Below are 18,954 nucleotides of genomic sequence, written 5' to 3' on the forward strand. Positions count from 1 at the left end.
TGCGCAACGGCCGGGCGGATCGGCGTCCGCCCGGTGATCTGTCCGGTATCGTGCGGGGCCGTCCCGGGCGCGCGCGGCACCTTCGGGGTCCCCCGCTCCGGGGCGTCGCCGGTCGCGTCGTCGGGTCCGGCGCGGCCCGCCGGGTCGGCGGGCCCCTCAGTTCCCGACATGTGCAACCTCCCCGAATGTGATGAACCTGTCCTCGGCGAACTCCGCGATCGCGGCGTCGACCACGTTCTCCAGCGTCCCGCCCTCGGCGCGGATCGCGCGCTGGCGTTCGTACGGAGCCCCGTGCTCCAGGATCTCTCCCGCGACCTTGAGCTCCTCGGCGCAGCCCAGCCGGTCGGCCACGGGTTCGAGTTCGCGGACCAGTTCGTAGAGGTCGTCGCGGAGCGGCACGGTGTTGCCGCTGTCATCGGTGATGACGAGGGCGTCGAGACCGTGGCGGGTGGCGCGCCACTTGTTGTCGCGCACCACCCAGGCCGCCGGGCGCGGCAGCGTGTAGCCGCGGTCGAGCTGCTGGTCGAACAGGGTCACCAGGCTCTGGCAGAGCGCGGCCGCCATGCCGAGCTCCCGCAGGGTGGGGATGCCGTCGAACATCCGGATCTCCACCGTGCCGAAGTCCGGGTGCGGCCGGATGTCCCACCACACCTCCTTGATGCTGCGGATGGAGCCGGCGCGCAGCAGGGTCGCCATGTAGTCCTCGAACGCGGCCCAGTCGTCCAGCAGGTGCGGCGGCCCGGCCGTGGGCAGCTGGCCGAAGACCACCGCGCGGCTGGACGCCAGGCCGGTGTCGTGGCCGCTCCAGAACGGGCTGGAGGCGGTGAGGGCGAGAAAGTGCGGCAGGTAGGCCGACAGGGCGTTGACGATCGGGATCACCCGGTCGGCGTCGCTCACGCCGACGTGGACGTGCACGCCGAAGGTCTGGATGCGGCGGGCCAGCCACTGCATCTCCTGGATGAGGTCGGCGTAGCGCTGGACCGGCGCCATCACCGCGTCCCGCCAGTCGCTGATCGGATGCGTCCCCGTGCAGCACAGCGCGATGCCCCGCTCGGCCGCCGCCGACCGCAGCGCGGCCACCGTGGCGGCCAGGTCGGCCTTGGCCTCGCCGACGGTGTGGCACACGTCGGTGACGATCTCGACGGTCGACTCCATCAGCTCGTGGCGGATCTTGGGGACGCCGCCGCCCTCGCTGAGCGACGGCAGCGCGGCCAGCACCTCACGCGCGTCCTGCCGCAGGTGCCTGGTCTCCGCGTCCACGAGCTGGAGCTCCCACTCGACGCCCAGCGTCGGGCCGCGGGACGGATTGAAGTCAATGGCCACGGCCAACCTCCGTCCACAATCCTTGCAGGTCGATGCGTGGCACGTGGCGCAATTCGGCCAGCGGGTCACTAAGCCTGGACAAACGCCGATCCAGGCGCCGGTCCAAGCCGGGACTGTCCACCATCATGACGCCGGGCGCCGAGAACCGGCAGGGCTCTGCGCCCGGCACGGATCATTTGATCCCTATGGACGACAACCGGACACGATCCGTAACCCTTTTCGGTCATGCCGGATCGGGGGGTCATCCTCCGGACGGACTAGTCCGCGCACCCAGAGTACCTGGTGACGGTACGTGATCGCCCGTGTTCTCGTCCCGACACCGCGCCCTACGTCCCAGATGAGCGGTCCGATGGCGAACGTCCGTATTTCGGCGCCGACAGGAGGGTGCGCGACAGGCGTGAATCTCCTCCCGGACAGGTCATAAGGTCGTGGCTTAATCTTCGTGAAGTCGCGGGGATCACCCCGAGACGCCAGGAGCGCCGTCCACCGGAAACGCGGATCGTTATTCGGACCGAACGCCATCGGGGAGCCATGAGAAGACCACCGCGCGCCGTCTCCGCGATCACCGTGCCGTCCGTCGCGGCCTGCCTCGCCTGCGGCCTGGCGGCTCCCCCCGCCGCCGCCCGGCCGGCGGCCGCGGGGCCGGGCGGGACGACGCCGGTCACCACGGCCGCCCCCGCGGAGCCGCTCGGCGGTCCGCAGCTCGCCGGGAAGGGCACGATCGTCAACCCCGCCCCGGGGGTCCCGGCCCCGCCGAAGATCAAGGCGGCGTCGTACCTGATCGCCGACGGCGACACCGGCGAGGTGCTGGCGGCCAAGGACCCGCACGGCCGCTACCTGCCCGCCAGCACGCTCAAGACGCTGACCGCGCTGACGCTCATCCCCCGGCTCAAGCCCGACCAGACGGTGCGGCCCTCCCGCGAGGCGTGCGACGTCGAGGGCACCAAGGTCGGCATGACGCCGAAGATGAGCTACAAGGTGTCCGACCTGTTCTACGCGCTGATGATGATGTCGGCCAACGACGCGGCGGTGGCGCTCGCCGAGGCCAACGGCGGCATGAAGAAGACCCTGGCCGACATGAACGCCGAGGCCCGGCGGATCAACGCCCGCGACACCCTGGCCGGCTCCCCCAACGGGCTGGACCGCGACCTCGGCCTGACCGTCAAGACCCAGCACACCTCCGCCTACGACCTGGTGCTGATCTTGCGCGAGGCGATGCGCCATCCCGACTTCCGCCGGTACGTCCAGACCATCGACCACAAGTTCCCCGCCCCGCCGACCAAGAAGGAGCGCAAGAAGGGCAAGAAGGTCGGCGGCTACCCGATCCACACCCACAACCGGATGCTGCCGGGCCAGTCGCACGCCTACCCGGGCATGCTCGGCGGCAAGAACGGCTACACCATCGCCGCCAAGCAGACGTTCGTGGCGGCCGCCCGGCGCGGCGGCCACACCGTCTACATCTCGCTCATGGGCGCCGACCGGCCGCCGTCCCCGTACGCCGCCGAGCTGCTGGACTGGGGGTTCAAGGCGCGCGGCAAGGTCAAGCCCGTGGGCATGCTGGTGCCGCCCGGCGACCTGACGCCCAAGAAGGACGCCGGACAGGACGACGGGCTGCTCGCCGACACCCCGCTGGGCGGGGACGGCCCCGCGCACGGCTGGGGCCTGGTGGGGGGCACCGTGGCCGGGGCGGTGCTGGCGGCCGGGCTGGTGTTCGTCGTGGCGCGGCGGCGGCAGCGCGGCTGATTCGGCGCCCTGGACGGGCGGCCGATTCTGCGGCGCATCGCTCGGCGGGCGGCGACCACCCGTCGTCCCCGGTTCAGGGCCTTCTTCCGGGACGGCCGGCGGAGCCGACGCCGCCCGCCTTCGAATCGCTCCCGCCCACGGCGCCGTCGCCTTCGCCGTCTTCAGGACCGGCCGCGCCTGAGGCGGCCCTCCGGTCGGCGTCCCCGGCGGGCGGCGCGCCGGTCTCGGGTTCCTCGCCCGCAGGCTGTTCCTCGGCGGGCGCGGCGCGGTCGGCCCTCAGGACGGCGGTGCGGGTGGCGGTCCACGCGGCGACGTACAGCACGTACCGGGCCGCGATGTTGATCCACACGATGAGCCCGACGAGGACGGCGAACGAGGCGTAGACCGGGTTGCTCGTGGTGTGCCCGAGCAGCAGGGAGGCAGCCTGCTTGAGCACCTCGAAGCCCACCGCGCCCACGAGCGCGCCGCGCAGCATGGTGCGCCACGGCGCTCGGGTGCCCGTCACCCGGGAGAAGAGCACCAGGAAGATCACGGTGTTGGCGGCGACCGCCACGGCCGCCGACAGCAGCCACAGCCCGACGCCCGCCCCCGGCACGTCCGCCGCGCCGAGCCGGCCCAGCACCGCGCTGGAGGCCGACACCGCGACCGCCGACAGGGCCATGCCCACGATGAGCATGCAGCCCAGGAACAGCAGCACGCCCGCGTCCCACAGCTTGCGGACCACGATGTTGGCTTCGGGCTCCGGCGGGTGGCCCCAGATCTCGCGCAGCGACTCGCGCACCATGGTCACCAGGCCGAGGCCCACCACCAGCAGGCCGGCCAGGCCGAGCAGCCCGGCGGCGGTCCGGGACCGGGCGATCTGCTCCACCTGGAGCCGGTCGGCCAGCCCGGGCAGCAGCGACCGGACCGCCTCGACGAAGTAGGCGCGGGCCTCCTCGCTCACCCCCACCAGATAGCCCAGCAGGGCGTACGCCAGCGCCAGCAGCGGGAAGAAGGACAGGAAGGCGTAGCAGGTCAGCGCGGCCGCCAGCCGGTCGCCGCGGCGCTCCTGGTACCGCGTGAACGCGCGGGCCAGGTGGTCGAACCACTCCGAGCGGGCGCGTGCGGCGTCCAGCAGGCGTCCGGCCCGGTCGCGCAGATCCGCGGCCAGGCGGGCCGTCGCGTTGATCGCCCGCCGCATGCACGGACCGTACCCGACGGGTCCTCGGCGATGCGCGGCCCCGCCGAAGGCCCGGCGCGCTAGGACGGGGTGCCGCCGCCGAGCAGGAAGTGGCGCTGGGGCCGCCACACCCCGTCGGCCCCGTGCTCGTACAGGGAGAACCCCCACACCTCGAAGGCGGCCTCGTAGTCGGCCAGCTCCTTGTAGGCGCGGTCCATCTGCTCGTCGGGCAGGTGGTGTGCCACGGTGACGTGCGGGTGGTACGGGAACTGCGGCTTCTGCGCCAGCGGACCCGACAGCACTTTGTCGTGCAGGCGCGCGCAGCCGTCCATTCCTTCGGCCACGGCCACGAACACCACCGGTGAGACGGGTCGGAACGTTCCCGTACCGTGCAGTCGGAGGCCGAAGGGGCGCTCGCTGCGCGCCACCCGCGTCAGATGCTCCTGGATCGCGCCGAGATCGGCGGCGTCGATCCGCGTGGGCGGCAGCAGGGTGATGTGCGTCGGGATGCACGCGGCCAGCCGGTCGCCGAACGACTCGCGGACGCGCTGGAGCTCGCGCCCGTACGGGTGCGGGATCGGGATCGCCACCCCGATCGTGCGCGCGGCGTGCCCCGCGGCCTGCCCTCCGGCCTGCCGCGGCTCCGCCGTCCGTTCCGCGGGGGGAGCGCTCCCCACGGCTTGCGCCCCTCGGGCGTCAGCGACCACGTCCCACGAATCCAACCCGGTCGCGCACGACCTCCATCGTGTGCGCGGCGACCTTCCTGGCGCGCGCCGCCCCGTCGGCGAGGACGCGGTCGAGCTGGTCCTCGTCGGCGAGCAGCTTCTGCGTGCGCTCGCGGATGGGGGTGAAGGTGTCCACCACCAGCTGGGCCAGGTCCTTCTTGAACTGGCCGTAGCCGCTGCCGGCGTACCGCTCCTCCAGCTCGGGCACGGACGTGCCGGCCAGGGCGGAGTAGATCCGCAGCAGATTGGTGATCCCGGGCTTGTTCTCCTCGTCGTAGCGCACCTCGGTGCCGGTGTCGGTGACCGCGCGCATGATCTTCTTGCGCATCGGTCCCGGCTCCTCCAGCACGTCGATGATGCCCTGCGGCGAGGAGGCCGACTTGCTCATCTTGGCGGTCGGCTCCTGCAGGTCGGTGATCTTGGCGGCGCCCTCGGGGATGTAGGCCTCCGGCACCGCGAACGTCTCGCCGAACCGCTGGTTGAACCGCTGCGCCAGGGTGCGGGTGAGCTCCAGGTGCTGGCGCTGGTCCTCCCCGACCGGCACCCGCAGCACCCGCTCGGCGGCGCCCTCGCCGGGGCCCGGCGTGTAGAGCAGGATGTCGGCCGCCTGCAGCACCGGGTAGGTGAACAGGCCGACCGTGGTGCCCGCGGTGCCCTGCTTGGCGGCCTTGTCCTTGAACTGGGTCATCCGGCTGGCCTCGCCGAACCCGGTGAGGCAGCCGAGGATCCAGCCCAGCTCGGCGTGCTCGGGGACCTGGCTCTGCACGAACAGCGTGGCCCGCTCGGGGTCCACGCCCATGGCCAGCAGCTGGGCGGCCGCGACCTTGGTGCGGCGGCGCAGCTGCGCGGGGTCGTGCTTGACCGTGATGGCGTGCAGGTCGACCACGCAGTAGAAGGTCTGGTGGGTCTCCTGCATCGCCACCCACTGCCGCAGCGCCCCCAGGTAGTTGCCGAGGTGGAACGAGTCGGCGGTGGGCTGGATGCCGGACAGCACACGCGGGACGTCGGGGGCGGACGCGCCGCCGACGCCTTCGGAAGTGGGCGCTACGGACATATGCACGGACCGATTCTCTCAGACCCCGTTCGGAGGGGCGTCGTCGGCGGCGGCCCCCTTCGGGTTTTCACGGCGTTCCCGTCATTTGGGAACATTCCGGGTGCCCTTGGGAGTCGCCGGTGACGGGACGCCCCCGCGCGCGGAGTCGTTCAGGGCTGGCTGGTCGCCGGCGGCAGGTCCGGCCGGCGCGACGCGCGGGCGAGGACCGCGGTCGGCGACCGTCCCGCCGCGCGACCGGCGCGCCTGCGCGTCATGCACATCATATTCACGGGGAATGTCCCCGATGAGATCTCGACCGGTCCGCCGCCGGACCCCCTGTTCAGTCCTGCGGACGTAATGCCCACGACTCATGCCCCCACGACTCATGCCCCCCACAACTCATGCCCCCACGACTCATGCCCCCCACAACTCATGTGCCACGACTTGATCAGGACGGAGCGGAGCGCCGCGGGCGGCGGCCTCGGCGGAGGGGGTGCCCGGCTCAAACCGCGTCGGGCGCGGGGGCACGGGCGGTGCGCGTGTTCGCAGGGGGCGGGAGGGGCGGCGCGGATAGCCTTGAGCGGCCGACCAGTCGATCTTCGGAGGTGCATCACGTGAAGCTGCTCGTCACCGGGGGCGCCGGCTACATCGGCGGCGTCGTGGCCGCCCAACTGCTGGACGCCGGGCACGAGGTCGTCGTCCTGGACGACCTGTCCACCGGGCACGCCGACTCCGTCCCGGAGGGCGCGCGGCTGGTGCGCGGCACGCTGCGCGAGGCCGCCTTCGACGTGCTGGACGGGGGGAACTTCGACGCGGTGCTGCACTTCGCCGCCCGGTCGCTGGTCGGCGAGTCGGTGGAGAAGCCCGGCCTGTACTGGGACAGCAACCTGGGCGAGTCGCTGGCGCTGCTGGACGCCATGCGCCGCGCCGGGGTGGACCGCATCGTGTTCTCGTCCACGGCGGCCACCTACGGGGAGCCGGAGTCCACGCCGATCCTGGAGACCGACCCGACCCGGCCGACCAACCCGTACGGGGCGACCAAGCTGGCCATCGACACCGCGCTGGCCGAGTACGCGCGGCTGCACGGCATCGGCGGCGTGTCGCTGCGCTACTTCAACGTGGCGGGCGCGCTGCTCGACGGACGGCGGGTGCAGGGCGAGCGGCACACCGTCGAGACGCACCTGATCCCGAACGTGCTGAAGGTCGCGCTCGGGGAGCGCGAGTCGGTGAAGGTGTTCGGCGAGGACTACCCCACCCCCGACGGCACCTGCGTGCGCGACTACATCCACGTGGTCGACCTCGGCGCGGCGCACCTGCTGGCGCTGGACGCCTGCGAGCCGGGCGTCCACCAGATCTTCAACCTGGGCAACGGCAACGGGTTCTCCGTCCGCGAGGTGATCGAAGTGTGCCGGGAGGTCACCGGCCATCCGATCCCGGCGGAGCCGCATCCGCGCCGCCCCGGCGACCCGGCCGTGCTCGTGGCGTCGTCGGAGAAGATCAGGTCGCAGCTCGGCTGGAAGCCCGAGCGGGACCTGCGGGCCATGGTCGCCGACGCGTGGGAGTTCGCCCGGAGGGCCCGGTGACCTCCGCGGACCCGCGCGCGCTGGCCGCCGCGTTCGCCGAGGCGTACGGGCGGCCCGCGGAGGGCGTGTGGCGCGCCCCCGGACGCATCAACGTGATCGGCGAGCACACCGACTACAACGACGGGTTCGTCCTGCCGTTCGCGGTGCCGCAGGGGGTGTCGGTGGCGGCGGCGCGCCGCGACGACGGCGTGCTGGAGGTGCGGTCGCTGCAGGCCGCGGGAGCCGGCGTCGCCGTGCCGGTCGACCCGCGGGCGCCCGAGGCGCGGCGCTGGCGGGAGACGGCGCCGCAGCGGGAGCGCTGGGCGGCCTATCCGGCCGGGACGGCGTGGGTGCTGCGCGAGCACGTCCCGGACGGCCGGATCGGCGGGGCGTCCCTGCTGATCGACGCGGACCTGCCGCAGGGCGCGGGACTGTCCTCGTCGGCCGCGCTGGAATGCGCCACGGCGCTGGCGCTGTGCGAGCTGTACGGGGCGGACGGCCTGCTGGGCGCGGCGGGCCGGCGGGAGCTGGCGCGGCTGGCGCAGCGCGCCGAGCACGAGTACGTCGGCATGCCCTGCGGGATCATGGACCAGTCGGCGTCCCTGCTGTGCACCGCGGGCCACGCGCTCATGCTGGACTGCCGCAGCGGCCTGTCCACGCAGGTGCCGCTGCCGTTGGCGGACGCCGGGCTGAGCCTGCTCATCGTCGACACCCGCATGCGGCACGAGCTGGTCGACGGCGACTACGGGCGGCGCCGCGCCGAATGCGAGCGGGCGGCCGAGGCGCTCGGGGTGCCCGCGCTGCGCGACGTCAAGGACCTGCCCTCCGCGCTGGACGCGCTGGACGACCCGGTGCTGCGCCGCCGCGTGCAGCACGTGGTGACCGAGAACCACCGCGTGGAGGCGGCCGTGGGGCTGCTGCGGGCGGGCGCGGCCGCCGAGCTGGGCGCCCTGCTGACCGCCTCGCACATCTCGCTGCGCGACCAGTTCGAGGTCTCCTGGCCGGGCGCGGACGTCGCGGTCGAGGAGGCGCAGCGGGCCGGCGCGCGCGGCGGCCGCATGGTCGGCGGCGGGTTCGGCGGCTCGGCGATCGTGCTCACCCCCGCCGACCGCGTCGACCAGGTGAGCGAGGCCATTCGCGCCGCGTACCGGCGGCGCGAATGGGAAGAGCCGCGGTTCCTCACCGCCGTTCCCGCCGACGGCGCCCGCCGGCTGCTCTGACGCCGCGTCCGGGGGCCGCCCGGGGCGGCCCCCTGCTCGGGGCGGTTCAGAGCCGCTGCCGGATCTCGTCGCGCAGGCGGGCCGCGGCCTGCGCCGCGTCGTCCTCGCCCAGCGACGCGAAGCCGTCGGCGGCCCGGCTCGCCGGCTCCAGAGCCTCGTCCAGCCGTCCCTCGTTCGCCAGCAGGCGGGCCTCGTCGTAGCACAGCGCCGCCGTCTCCCAGGCCACCGCGGCCTCGGGCCCGTCCGCCGGCAGCCGGCCGAGCGCCTCGCGGGCGGCCGCCATCTCCTCCAGGGCGCGGGCGGCGTCGCCGCCCCACGCGCGGCACATGGCCCCGCGGCGGCGGCAGCGCACCGCGCCGAACGGGTCGCCGGCCTCGGCGAACGCGTCGGCGGCCTCGGCGTACCGGTCGGCGGCCAGGGCGTCCCGGTCCAGGTCGGTGAGCACGTCGGCGGCCTGCTCCAGCAGCCACGCGGCCGCGCCCGGGTCGTCTTCGTCGGCGGCGAGCCCCGCGAACGTGTCGGCGGCCTGCTGCTCGCCGAGCCCGCGCTGGGCCTGCGCGAGGACGTACCGGCAGCGGCGGTCGGCTTTCGCGTCGCCCAGCTGCGCGAGCACGGGCACGGCCTCCTCGGCGGCCTCGGCCGCGTCGAAGTGCCGTCCCACCGCCAGGTACGCGGTGGCGAGTTCGGTGCGCGCGTAGGCCGCCTGCGGCTGCATGCCGAGCGCGGTGAACCCGGCCGCCGCCTCCTCCAGGTCGGGGACCGCGTCGGCGGCGCGATCCTGCGCCAGCAGCAGGGAGCCGCGCGAGGCATGCGCGGTGGGCAGCAGGCCGGGCGGTCCGGCCGCCGCGTTCGCCACGGCCTCGTCGAACGCCTCCAGGGCAGCGGCGCCGTCCGCCTGGGCGTGGCCCAGCAGCAGCGCCGCCTGGGCCAGACGCGCCGGTTCGCCGCACGTCCGGAAGCCGTCGCAGGCGCGGCGCAGCGCCGCGGCGGCGTCGGCGGTCCGGCCCAGGCCGTCGAGCACGCGCCCCCGCATGATGTCCAGCTCGGCGGCGTCGCGCGGCCGGTCCGGCGCCAGCCCGTCCAGCGCGGCCAGGCCGTCCTCCCCGCGCCCCTGCTTCACCAGCGCGTCGGCGAGGCGCATCCGGGCGCCGGATACGCGCGTCGACCCCGCGTCGTGCTCGTCGAGGTACGCGACGGCCGCCTCCATCAGCGCCATGCCCTCCTCGCGGGCGCCCGTCTCGAACAGGATCGAGCCGATTCGACTGCGCACGGCGTGCTCGCGCACCGCGTTGCCCGCCTCGGCGTACAGCGCCTCCGCCCGCCGCCACTCCGCCAGCGCGGCGTCGGGGTCGCCGTTCACGAGCATTTCCACGCCGCGCCCGTCGGCGCGGCGCGCGGCCTGCAGCGCGGTCAGCGGGCGGTCGCCCGCCGCCTCGTCGAACCGCCGCCACGCCGCCAACGCGCCGTTCTCGTCGAAGGCGGACCGGCACTCGTCGGCGATGTCCAGCAGCGCGTCGAGGTCGGTCACCTCCGACAGGTCGCGGACCGGCCCGTCCGGTTCCTGCCGCGGGGGCGGCGCCGGGACCTGCGCGGGACGCCGGGGGGCGTGCGGGGTCAGCGGGAGATGGTCGACGACCGGCTCGTGGGCCAGCAGCCGCTCGACCTGGTCGCCCTGGTGGGACGTGCCGTTGCGGGCGTCGAACCGGGCCGCGATCTCACGGGCGCGCGCGGCCAGCTCGCCCCGCAGCCGCGCGGCCGTCACCTCGCCGGCGCCGTCGGGGCGGCGCAGCGTCACGTCCCCGGCGCCCGTCTCCTCCATGCGGCGCAGCAGCAGCGCGGCCGACGCGGCGAACCACATGGCGGCGGACGGGCTGGGCGCCCGGTCCAGCCACCCCAGGTGCCGCTGGACGATCTCCAGCCCGCGCGGCTCGTTGCCGGTCACCGCGCAGAACCACACGTGGTCGCCGATGTCCGCCAGGTCGGACAGGTTGGACCGGATGAGCCGGTACGCGCGGCGGTGCGCGTCGCGCGCCTCCTCCGTCCGGCCCGTCCGCAGGAAGACCGGCAGCAGCGTGGTCAGGACGCCCTGCGGCTGCTCGGTGCAGTTCAGCTCGGCGTTCAGCACGGGCGCCGCGACGGCCAGCGCCTCCTCGTCGCGACCGCGGGCCTTCAGGTGCGCCGCCATGCCGGTCGGGTCGCAGCCCGCGCAGTCCGACAGGTCGTCGCGGGGCGCCGCGATCCACTTGGCGTACCACTCGTCGGCGGCCTCATGGTCGCCCACGTGCCGGGCCACGACGTTGCGGTAGTGGTACACCGCCTGCAGGCTGTGCCCGCCGGCCCGGTAGCGGCGCTCCATGTCGTCCAGCAGCCGGTACGTGCGGTCGAGCGGGATCTCCGGGAACAGCGTCAGCGAGTTGATGATCCACTTGAAGTGCCACAGCAGCCGCTCCCCCTTGCCGAACCGGCCCGGGTCGCGGTCGTGGTCGGCCAGGCACCGGCTGAACGTGGCGAACGCCTTGGCCGGCTCGCCGCCGTACTGGTAGGCGCCGGTCAGCGACATCCGCACCCGGAACGCCAGCTCGTCGTCCCCGGCCGCCTCGGCGTGCCGCAGCGCCTCCTCGACCAGCACGGTCTTGGCCTCTCCGTAGGGCAGGTCGCCCGCCCGCGCCATCAGGTCGTAGACGTCGTCGACGCTCATTCGCCGCCTCCGGGTCGGGGCTCCTCGGCGGCCCGCGGCCGGTGCACGGCCCACTCGAGCAGGCCGAGGAACGAACGGTTCAGGACCGCGGTGTCCACGGGCCGCAGCGGATGCTGCCCGAGCAGCAGCGCCTGCCCGTACAGGCCTTGGACGGCCAGTCCGACCAGCTCGTCCCCGGTGCGGGCCGCGTCGCCCGACGGGGACGGCGCATCGGCCGCCAGCGCCGTGATCCGCCTGGTCAGCGGATTGCGGTAGTTGAGGACGAGCTGCGGCCGGTCCGCCGCGACGGCGTCGTCGAGCGCGCCGAGCACGTCCGCCCACAGATCGTCGGCCAGCTCCCTGGCCTGCTCCATCTCCTGCCGGTGCTGCGCGGACCGGCTGGTCAAGTACAGGGCGGGCAGCGACGCCGGGTCGAAGTCGCGGATCACCACTTCGCAGCCGAGCGGGTCTAGGGCGCGCTGCGCGGCGGCCAGGAACGGCCGCAGCGCCAGCTCCGCCGCCGGGTCGAGCACGCCGAAGCGGGTGGTCAGCTCGGCCGGGTCCAGGGGGCGCAGCACCGCGTCCGGGTCGATGTCCGGCAGCCGCCGGATGATCTCGGTGTCGTGCACGTAGCCGGCGTTGACCAGCCCCACGCCCTGCGCGCCCGCCACCGCCGACAGCCGCCGGAACTCCTCCACGGTGGAGGCGAAGCGGCCCTGGGGGTGCCGCCTGCGGAACTCGGCCAGCGTCATCGGGCCCGCCGAGGTCTCGAACTCCAGCCACCGGTCGACGATCCGCAGCATCTCGTCGTCGTGCAGCGCCATCGCCTTGACGCCGAGGTGGTGCAGCCGCAGGAAGCCGCGCAGCCGCGCCGGGTCGGTCTCGGCGAGCCGCACCAGCCACTGCCGCAGCCGCTCGCCCAGCGCCTGCCGGGCCGACTCCAGCAGCTCGTCCTCGTACAGCGCCTCGCGGCTCGCGGTGGGGCGCAGTTCCCCCGCGTCCACCACGCACCGGACGAAGAACGCCCAGTCGGGCAGCAGGCCCTCGACGTTCTCGGCCAGCAGCATGCGCTTCAGGTACACCCGGTGCGCGCCCCGGGCGGTCGGCGCCACCGCGTGCGGCAGGACGAACGCCACGCCCGTCAGCCCCGCCTCGGGCGCCTCCAGGTCGATCACGTCGTACGGCTCGAAGCCGAACAGGTCGCGGCAGTAGGCGTCCAGCGCGCGCCGCCGCCGCGCCGGATCGGGATGCGGCGCGAGCCACGGCGGCCCGTCCCCGGTGATCTGCACGCCGTCGACCGTCACCGGGACCGGCAGCAGCGACCCGTAGGTGTGGGCCAGCTCCGCGACCACCGCCGGCTCCAGCAGGTCGGCCGTCCCCGGGCGGGGCCGCAGCGTCACCGTCGTGCCCGGCTCGTCCCGCTCGCCCGGCTCGACGCGGTAGCGGCCGTCGGCCAGGCCCGTCCACCGCACCGGCGCCGCGTCCGGGACGGCGGCCGAGCGGGTCTCCACCTCGATCTCGTCGGCCACCAGGAACGCCGACAGCAGCCCGATGCCGAACTGCCCCAGGAAGTCGTGCCGCGCGAACCCCAGCTCGTCCCGCTTGGACGACCGGCCGATCGTGGCCAGCAGCCGGTGCACCTCGTCCTCGGTCAGCCCGACGCCGTCGTCGTGCACGCGCAGCCGCCCGCCGCCGGTCTCGATCCGCACCGCGCCGCCTCCGCCGCCCCGCGCGGTGATCGCGTCGACCGCGTTCTGCAGCAGCTCCCGCAGGTACACCCGGGGGCTGGAGTAGAGATGGCGGCTGAGCAGGTCGACCACGCCCCGCAGATCTACTTGAAACGCCTGCTCCACCCCGTCACGCCTCCCGTCGCTCGCCCTGCGGCCGCCGTCGTCCTCCAAGCGGCGCGGCCAGCCACCTTAGCGGCAGGAAAGCGTGCGCCTCCGACATTTTTCGCCGATCGCTGCGGCGGCAGACGAAAGGCCCCGGACCGGTGCGACGGTCCGGGGCCTTGGCAGGGACGCGACGTCCCGGCGATCTGCGTCTCGAGACGCGGCGTCAGATCAGGCCGAGCTTGCGCACGGCGTCCCGCTCGTCCGCCAGCTCCTTGACCGAGGCGTCGATGCGGGCCCGGGAGAAGTCGTCGATCTCCAGGCCCTGGACGATCTCCCAGCGGCCGTCCTTGCAGGTCACCGGGAACGACGAGATGAGCCCCTCGGGCACCCCGTAGGAGCCGTCCGACGGCACGGCCATGGACGTCCAGTCGCCCTCCGGCGTGCCGTTCACCCAGGTGTAGACGTGGTCGATGGCCGCGCTCGCCGCGGACGCGGCGCTGGACGCCCCCCGCGCCTCGATGATCGCCGCGCCGCGCTTGGCGACCGTCGGGATGAAGTCGTTCTCCACCCACGCGCGGTCGTTGACGGTCTCGAACGCGTTCTTGCCGGCGATCTCGGCGTGGAAGATGTCCGGGTACTGGGTGGCCGAGTGGTTGCCCCAGATCGTCATCTTCTTGATGTCGGCGACGGAGACGCCCGCCTTCTTGGCCAGCTGGGCCAGCGCGCGGTTGTGGTCGAGGCGGGTCATGGCGGTGAACCGCTCGGCGGGCACGTCCGGGGCGTTCCGCTGGGCGATCAGCGCGTTGGTGTTGGCCGGGTTGCCGACCACGAGCACCTTGACGTCGTCGGCGGCGTGGGCGTTGATGGCCTGGCCCTGCGGCTTGAAGATGCCGCCGTTGGCCTCCAGCAGGTCGCCGCGCTCCATGCCCTTGGTGCGCGGCCGCGCGCCGACCAGCAGCGCGACGTTGGCCCCGTCGAACGCGGCGTTCGGGTCGTCGTAGATGTCGATCCCGGTCAGCAGCGGGAAGGCGGCGTCCTCCAGCTCCATGGCGGTGCCCTCGGCGGCCTTGACCGCCTGCGGGATCTCCAGGAGCTTCAGGCGTACCGGGACGTCCGCGCCGAGCAGCTGCCCCGACGCGATCCGGAACAGCAGCGCGTAACCGATCTGGCCCGCGGCGCCGGTGACGGTGACGTTGACTGGGGTGCGAGTCATGCGCTCATCTCCTGCTGTGACCTGACGGGGCCCGTCGGCCTCCGGTGGTTCGCCGCCGCGGCGCCCCGGAGGCGGGCCGCCGCACCGTTTGTCTCGTTGTCGAGATACCGCCCGTCAGGCTACCGCGCGCGGCTTCCGCGACCTCCGCCAGGTACCGACCCCGCATACCCGTCCACGCCGTCCCCACACACCGGCGGCGCGGCCCCCTCCCCCATAGCGCGTCCGCGTGATACAGGTCCGCGTCATGCAGGAAGGCCGCCCCGGGTTGCCCGGGACGGCCTTCCCATGCCCTATGCCAGTGCTCTACGCCCTGCGGTCACCTCACTGGGCGAGCTTCTTCTGCAGGTTGGTGTCGAGGGCCTCGAGGAACTCCTGCGTCGTCAGCCACTTGGTGTCGCCGCCGACGAGCAGGGCCAGGTCCTTGGTCATCTGGCCGTTCTCGACGGTCTCGATGCAGACCCGCTCCAGCGTCTGGGCGAAGTCGATGACCTCGGGGGTGTTGTCCAGCTTGCCGCGGTGGGCCAGGCCCCGCGTCCAGGCGAAGATGGACGCGATCGGGTTGGTCGAGGTCGGCTTGCCCTGCTGGTGCTGCCGGTAGTGGCGGGTGACGGTGCCGTGCGCGGCCTCGGCCTCGACGGTGCGGCCGTCGGGGGTCATCAGCACCGAGGTCATCAGGCCGAGGGAGCCGAAGCCCTGCGCCACCACGTCGGACTGGACGTCGCCGTCGTAGTTCTTGCAGGCCCAGACGAAGCCGCCCTCCCACTTGAGCGCCTGGGCGACCATGTCGTCGATCAGCCGGTGCTCGTAGGTCAGGCCCTTGGCCTCGAACTCGGCCTTGAACTCGGTCTCGTAGATCTCCTCGAACAGGTCCTTGAACCGGCCGTCGTAGGCCTTGAGGATCGTGTTCTTGGTGGACATGTACAGCGGGTAGCCGCGGTCCAGCGCGTAGCGCATGGTGGCGCGGGCGAAGTCCCGGATCGAGTCGTCGAAGTTGTACATGCCCATGGCGACGCCGGCGCCGGTGAACTTGGCGACCTCCATCTCGATGGGCTCGCCGCCGTCCTCGGGGACGTAGGAGATCGTCACCGTGCCGGGGCCGGGGACGACGAAGTCGGAGGCGCGGTACTGGTCGCCGTGGGCGTGACGGCCGATGACGATGGGCTTGGTCCAGCCGGGCACCAGGCGAGGAATGTTGGACACCACGATCGGCTCGCGGAAGACCACGCCGCCCAGGATGTTGCGGATGGTCCCGTTGGGCGAGCGCCACATCTTCTTCAGGCCGAACTCCTCGACGCGGGCCTCGTCGGGAGTGATCGTGGCGCACTTGACGCCGACGCCGTACTTCTTGATCGCGTTGGCGGCGTCGACCGTGACCTGGTCGTCGGTGGCGTCCCGGTTCTCGATCCCCAGGTCGTAGTACTTCAGGTCCACGTCCAGGTAGGGCAGGATCAGCTGGTCCTTGATGAAGCGCCAGATGATCCTGGTCATCTCGTCGCCGTCGAGTTCGACGACCGGGCCCGCTACTTTGATCTTGGGCATGCTGTTGCTGTCCCTCTTCCTACACCGGCCGGCAGTCCTTGTAAGGCTCAACTGGCTAGGCTATCGGACCGCCCGTACCGGTCTAGACCTCCCCCTTGTCCCACAAACCGCATCACATGGGATGAAGCATCACATGGGATGAACGGGGACGCCGCCGGAGTCGTCCGCGCCGCGCCGGTGGGCGCCGCGCCGCTCGACGAACAGGTACCGCACGACGCGCACCAGCCCGGCCAGCCCGACGAGCACCCCGAACGCGGCGGCCACGGCCAGGCCCGCCTTGTTCATCGGGGGGATGCTCAGCGCCGCGAAGGCGGTCAGCTCGCCGAGGACGACCAGCGTCCAGCAGTCCAGCGAGCGGCTGCGCACCGCCAGCAGCCCGAGCTGGGACTCCGGCAGCAGCGCCCGGGCCAGCGCGCCGAACAGCAGGGCGGCGGCGATCAGCATCGAGCCCTTGCGGAAGTAGGCCATCGAGCACAGCACCAGCCCGCCGGCCACGCCGCACAGCACCAGCAGGTACGGCAGCCTGCTCAGCCGGTTGCCCCGCGCGCCCGTCGCCCCGGGGGCCCGCCGGCGCCGCCGGCTCAGCTCCGCGCTCATTTCTCCCTCTCCGGCCTCACCGAAAGGTCTGGTTCCCCCAACCGTAGCGGCTGGAATTTTCGTCCGGGGGGTGCGTCCGGCCCCGCGAACGCCTTTCGCGCAGAGGGCCGTCTGCGACGGCATTTTCCGCCGCTTTGCCGCTCGCAGGTTGAAAATTGACGGTCGCGCGGCCGTGACACCTGGGGTTTCTTGACCGCTGTGGGGCGCCGCGAGTCTTGTGGCGTAGGTCCTACTCACCAGTAGGAGGGTGTGGCGCTACCCGCTCCGGGTAACCCGGCAGACAGGGGTCGCTAACTAGCTGGGAGGACTGCCGTGGAGGGGCCGTTCATGCGGATCGAGGACAGCGGCCTGGTCATGCCGCTGCGCCCCGACGTCACGACGGTCGGGCGCGGGCGCGGAGTCGACATCCGCCTCGACGACCCGAGTGTGTCCCGATTGCACGCAGAGATCGTTCGGCGCGGCCCGTACGTCTACGTCGTCGACATGGGCCTGTCCCGCAACGGGACCCGGGTCAACGGCCGCCCGATCGCCCGCCGCGTACTGGAGGACGGCGACGTCGTGAGCTTCGGCACGGCGCGCTGCCGGATGGGGGGCATCCCCCGCGAGGACGTCGACCCGGCCGTCGAGCTGCGGCGCGCCGTCGCCCCCGAGCTCACCCGCCGGGAGGTCGACGTGCTGACCTCGCTGTGCCGGCCCGCCCTGTCGGACGAGGCGTTCGTCGCGCCCGCCACCGCCCGCGAGATCGCCGCCGACCTGGTCGTCACCGAGGCGGCGGTGAAGCAGCACCTGCTGCGGCTCTACCAGAAGTTCCGGATTCCCGAGGGCGCCAACCGGCGCACCCGCCTCGCCAACGAGGTCATCGCGATGGGGCTCGTCCGCCCGCTGCCGCCGGTGCACGTGCCGCAGCAGCAGAACCGGACGCCGATGGACGCCCGGACGGCGGAGGTCCGCCGCGCCGGGCACGCCCCCCATCCGCCGGGACGCCTCGGCGCGCCCGGCCGCCCGCCGGCGGGCACCGCGGGCCGCAGGGCGAGCTGATCTGACGCGGTGAGCGTGCGGCCGCTCCCCGTGGGCAGCGCATGCAGGGGAGCGGCGCGCGAGGTGGGCCCGTACGGGGCCGTGCGCCGTCGGCCACGGCCTCGTACGGGCGAACCCCTTCCCGAAGCCTTGGCCGCCGTTTCCGGCGCCGTCACGGGCGTGTGACGGCCGTCCGGCGCCGAGGTCAGGCGCCGGCCGCGGCTTCGGCGGCCTCGACGACGTTGGCGAGCAGCATGGCGCGCGTCATGGGGCCGACGCCGCCGGGGTTGGGGGCGAGCCAGCCCGCGACCTCCCGCACCTCCGGGGCGACGTCGCCGGTGAGCTTGCCGTCCACCCGGGACACGCCGACGTCCAGCACGGCGGCGCCGGGCTTGACCATGTCGGCGGTGATCAGGCCGGGGACGCCGGCGGCCGCCACCACGATGTCGGCCCGGCGGGTGTGCGCGGCCAGGTCGCGGGTGGCGGTGTGGCAGGACGTCACGGTGGCGTTCTCGGTGCGGCGGGTGAGCAGCAGGCCGAGCGAGCGCCCGACGGTGATGCCGCGGCCGACCACGACGACCTCGGCGCCGCGCAGCGGCACGTCGTAGCGGCGCAGCAGCTCCACGATGCCCTTGGGGGTGCACGGCAGCGGGCCAGGCTGCATGAGCACGAGCCGGCCGAGGTTGACCGGGTGCAGCCCGTCGGCGTCCTTGGCCGGGTCGATCAGCTCCAGGACGCGGTGCTCGTCCAGGCCCTTGGGCAGCGGCAGCTGGACGATGTACCCGGTGCAGGCGGGGTCGGCGTTGAGTTCCGCGACGGCGCGCTCCACGTCCTCCTGGGAGGCGTCGGCGGGCAGGTCGCGGCGGATGCTCTCGATGCCCACCTCGGCGCAGTCGCGGTGCTTCATGTTCACGTAGGCGCTGCTGCCGGGGTCGTCGCCGACCAGCACGGTGCCCAGCCCGACGCGGACTCCGCGTTCGCGCAGCGCCTCCACCCGCTTGGCCAGATCGGCCCTGATCTCCGCGGCCGTCGCCTTGCCGTCCAGGATCCGTGCAGTCATGCGCACCTCCGCGCTGTCAGGCCGGGGTCCTGTGGACGGGCCCATCCCGGGTTCCCCGGCTGCCGTCCCGGTACACCCAGGCGCGCGGTGTCCGGATGTCCTTCGCTCCCCGGTGGTTCGCTCCACCTTGACCGCGCCAGTCGCGTCCCCGCCATGCTAGCGCCGCGCGCGGCGGCGGCAGGCCGCTGGGCGGCGCGGGCGGCGCCGCGGAAAGCGGCAGGCAGGAAGGGCCGCGGAGAGAGAGGGGCGGT

General features: G+C 73.6%; 14 protein-coding genes and 1 riboswitch. Of the genes, 4 read left to right on the forward strand and 10 right to left on the reverse strand.

Features of this window, described 5'->3' with window-relative positions; all coding sequences use genetic code 11:
• Positions 1-156: 156 nt before the first annotated feature.
• A complete protein-coding gene (locus tag AR3_RS02095; protein WP_067907613.1) occupies positions 157-1,323 on the reverse strand; it encodes a glutamate--cysteine ligase in 1,167 nt (388 codons plus the stop codon).
• 531 nt (positions 1,324-1,854) lie between these two features.
• On the opposite strand from AR3_RS02095, the gene AR3_RS02100 reads away from it, so the two are divergent.
• Complete coding sequence (locus AR3_RS02100; RefSeq protein ID WP_083950845.1) at positions 1,855-3,066, forward strand: D-alanyl-D-alanine carboxypeptidase family protein; 1,212 nt, start codon at positions 1,855-1,857, stop codon at positions 3,064-3,066.
• A 73-nt stretch (positions 3,067-3,139) separates the two neighbouring features.
• Here the strand turns inward: AR3_RS02100 and AR3_RS02105 are convergent, their stop codons facing one another.
• Genes AR3_RS02105 through trpS form a run of 3 tightly spaced genes read right to left on the reverse strand, consistent with a single transcriptional unit; the run spans position 3,140 to position 6,004 of the window.
• Positions 3,140-4,246 carry a YihY/virulence factor BrkB family protein gene (locus tag AR3_RS02105; protein ID WP_083950846.1) on the reverse strand — a complete coding sequence of 369 codons (1,107 nt, stop codon included), beginning with the start codon at positions 4,244-4,246 and terminating at the stop codon, positions 3,140-3,142.
• A gap of 59 nt (positions 4,247-4,305) precedes the next feature.
• Complete coding sequence (locus AR3_RS02110) at positions 4,306-4,902, reverse strand: 2'-5' RNA ligase family protein (RefSeq protein ID WP_227023221.1); 597 nt, start codon at positions 4,900-4,902, stop codon at positions 4,306-4,308.
• Between the two features lie 19 nt (positions 4,903-4,921).
• The gene (gene trpS / locus AR3_RS02115) at positions 4,922-6,004 is read right to left on the reverse strand and encodes a tryptophan--tRNA ligase (RefSeq protein ID WP_067907438.1); all 1,083 of its coding nucleotides are present in this window, start codon (positions 6,002-6,004) and stop codon (positions 4,922-4,924) included.
• A 593-nt stretch (positions 6,005-6,597) separates the two neighbouring features.
• Here trpS and galE point away from each other — a divergent pair.
• The gene (gene galE / locus AR3_RS02120; protein ID WP_067907441.1) at positions 6,598-7,566 is read left to right on the forward strand and encodes a UDP-glucose 4-epimerase GalE; all 969 of its coding nucleotides are present in this window, start codon (positions 6,598-6,600) and stop codon (positions 7,564-7,566) included.
• Entirely contained in the window at positions 7,563-8,765 is a 1,203-nt protein-coding gene (gene galK / locus AR3_RS02125) for a galactokinase (protein ID WP_083950847.1), read from the forward strand. Before galE ends, galK begins: the two co-directional genes overlap by 4 nt.
• A gap of 46 nt (positions 8,766-8,811) precedes the next feature.
• On the opposite strand, the gene AR3_RS31955 is transcribed toward galK, so the two are convergent.
• From AR3_RS31955 to AR3_RS29235, 5 genes are all read right to left on the reverse strand, one after another.
• A complete protein-coding gene (locus AR3_RS31955) occupies positions 8,812-11,463 on the reverse strand; it encodes a hypothetical protein (protein ID WP_067907444.1) in 2,652 nt (883 codons plus the stop codon).
• The gene (locus AR3_RS02135) at positions 11,460-13,295 is read right to left on the reverse strand and encodes an HSP90 family protein (protein ID WP_067907446.1); all 1,836 of its coding nucleotides are present in this window, start codon (positions 13,293-13,295) and stop codon (positions 11,460-11,462) included. The genes AR3_RS31955 and AR3_RS02135 overlap by 4 nt, the downstream gene beginning before the upstream one ends.
• Before the next feature lie 205 nt (positions 13,296-13,500).
• A complete protein-coding gene (locus tag AR3_RS02140) occupies positions 13,501-14,490 on the reverse strand; it encodes a malate dehydrogenase (RefSeq protein ID WP_067907449.1) in 990 nt (329 codons plus the stop codon).
• Between the two features lie 321 nt (positions 14,491-14,811).
• The gene (locus tag AR3_RS02145) at positions 14,812-16,029 is read right to left on the reverse strand and encodes an NADP-dependent isocitrate dehydrogenase (protein WP_067907453.1); all 1,218 of its coding nucleotides are present in this window, start codon (positions 16,027-16,029) and stop codon (positions 14,812-14,814) included.
• Between the two features lie 129 nt (positions 16,030-16,158).
• Positions 16,159-16,626 (reverse strand): DUF3017 domain-containing protein, encoded by a 468-nt coding sequence (locus AR3_RS29235; RefSeq protein ID WP_083950848.1) that lies wholly within the window; start codon positions 16,624-16,626, stop codon positions 16,159-16,161.
• 312 nt (positions 16,627-16,938) lie between these two features.
• On the opposite strand from AR3_RS29235, the gene AR3_RS02155 reads away from it, so the two are divergent.
• The gene (locus AR3_RS02155) at positions 16,939-17,664 is read left to right on the forward strand and encodes an FHA domain-containing protein (RefSeq protein WP_067907456.1); all 726 of its coding nucleotides are present in this window, start codon (positions 16,939-16,941) and stop codon (positions 17,662-17,664) included.
• 184 nt (positions 17,665-17,848) lie between these two features.
• Here AR3_RS02155 and AR3_RS02160 read toward each other — a convergent pair whose 3' ends face one another.
• Positions 17,849-18,703: a bifunctional methylenetetrahydrofolate dehydrogenase/methenyltetrahydrofolate cyclohydrolase gene (locus AR3_RS02160; protein WP_067907459.1), complete on the reverse strand. Its 855-nt coding sequence runs from the start codon at positions 18,701-18,703 to the stop codon at positions 17,849-17,851.
• A 67-nt stretch (positions 18,704-18,770) separates the two neighbouring features.
• Positions 18,771-18,850: riboswitch (ZMP/ZTP riboswitch) on the reverse strand.
• Positions 18,851-18,954 lie beyond the last annotated feature (104 nt).

The sequence above is a fragment of the Actinomadura rubrobrunea NBRC 15275 genome, from assembly GCF_001552235.1.
Taxonomy (GTDB): Bacteria; Actinomycetota; Actinomycetes; order Streptosporangiales; family Streptosporangiaceae; genus Spirillospora; species Spirillospora viridilutea.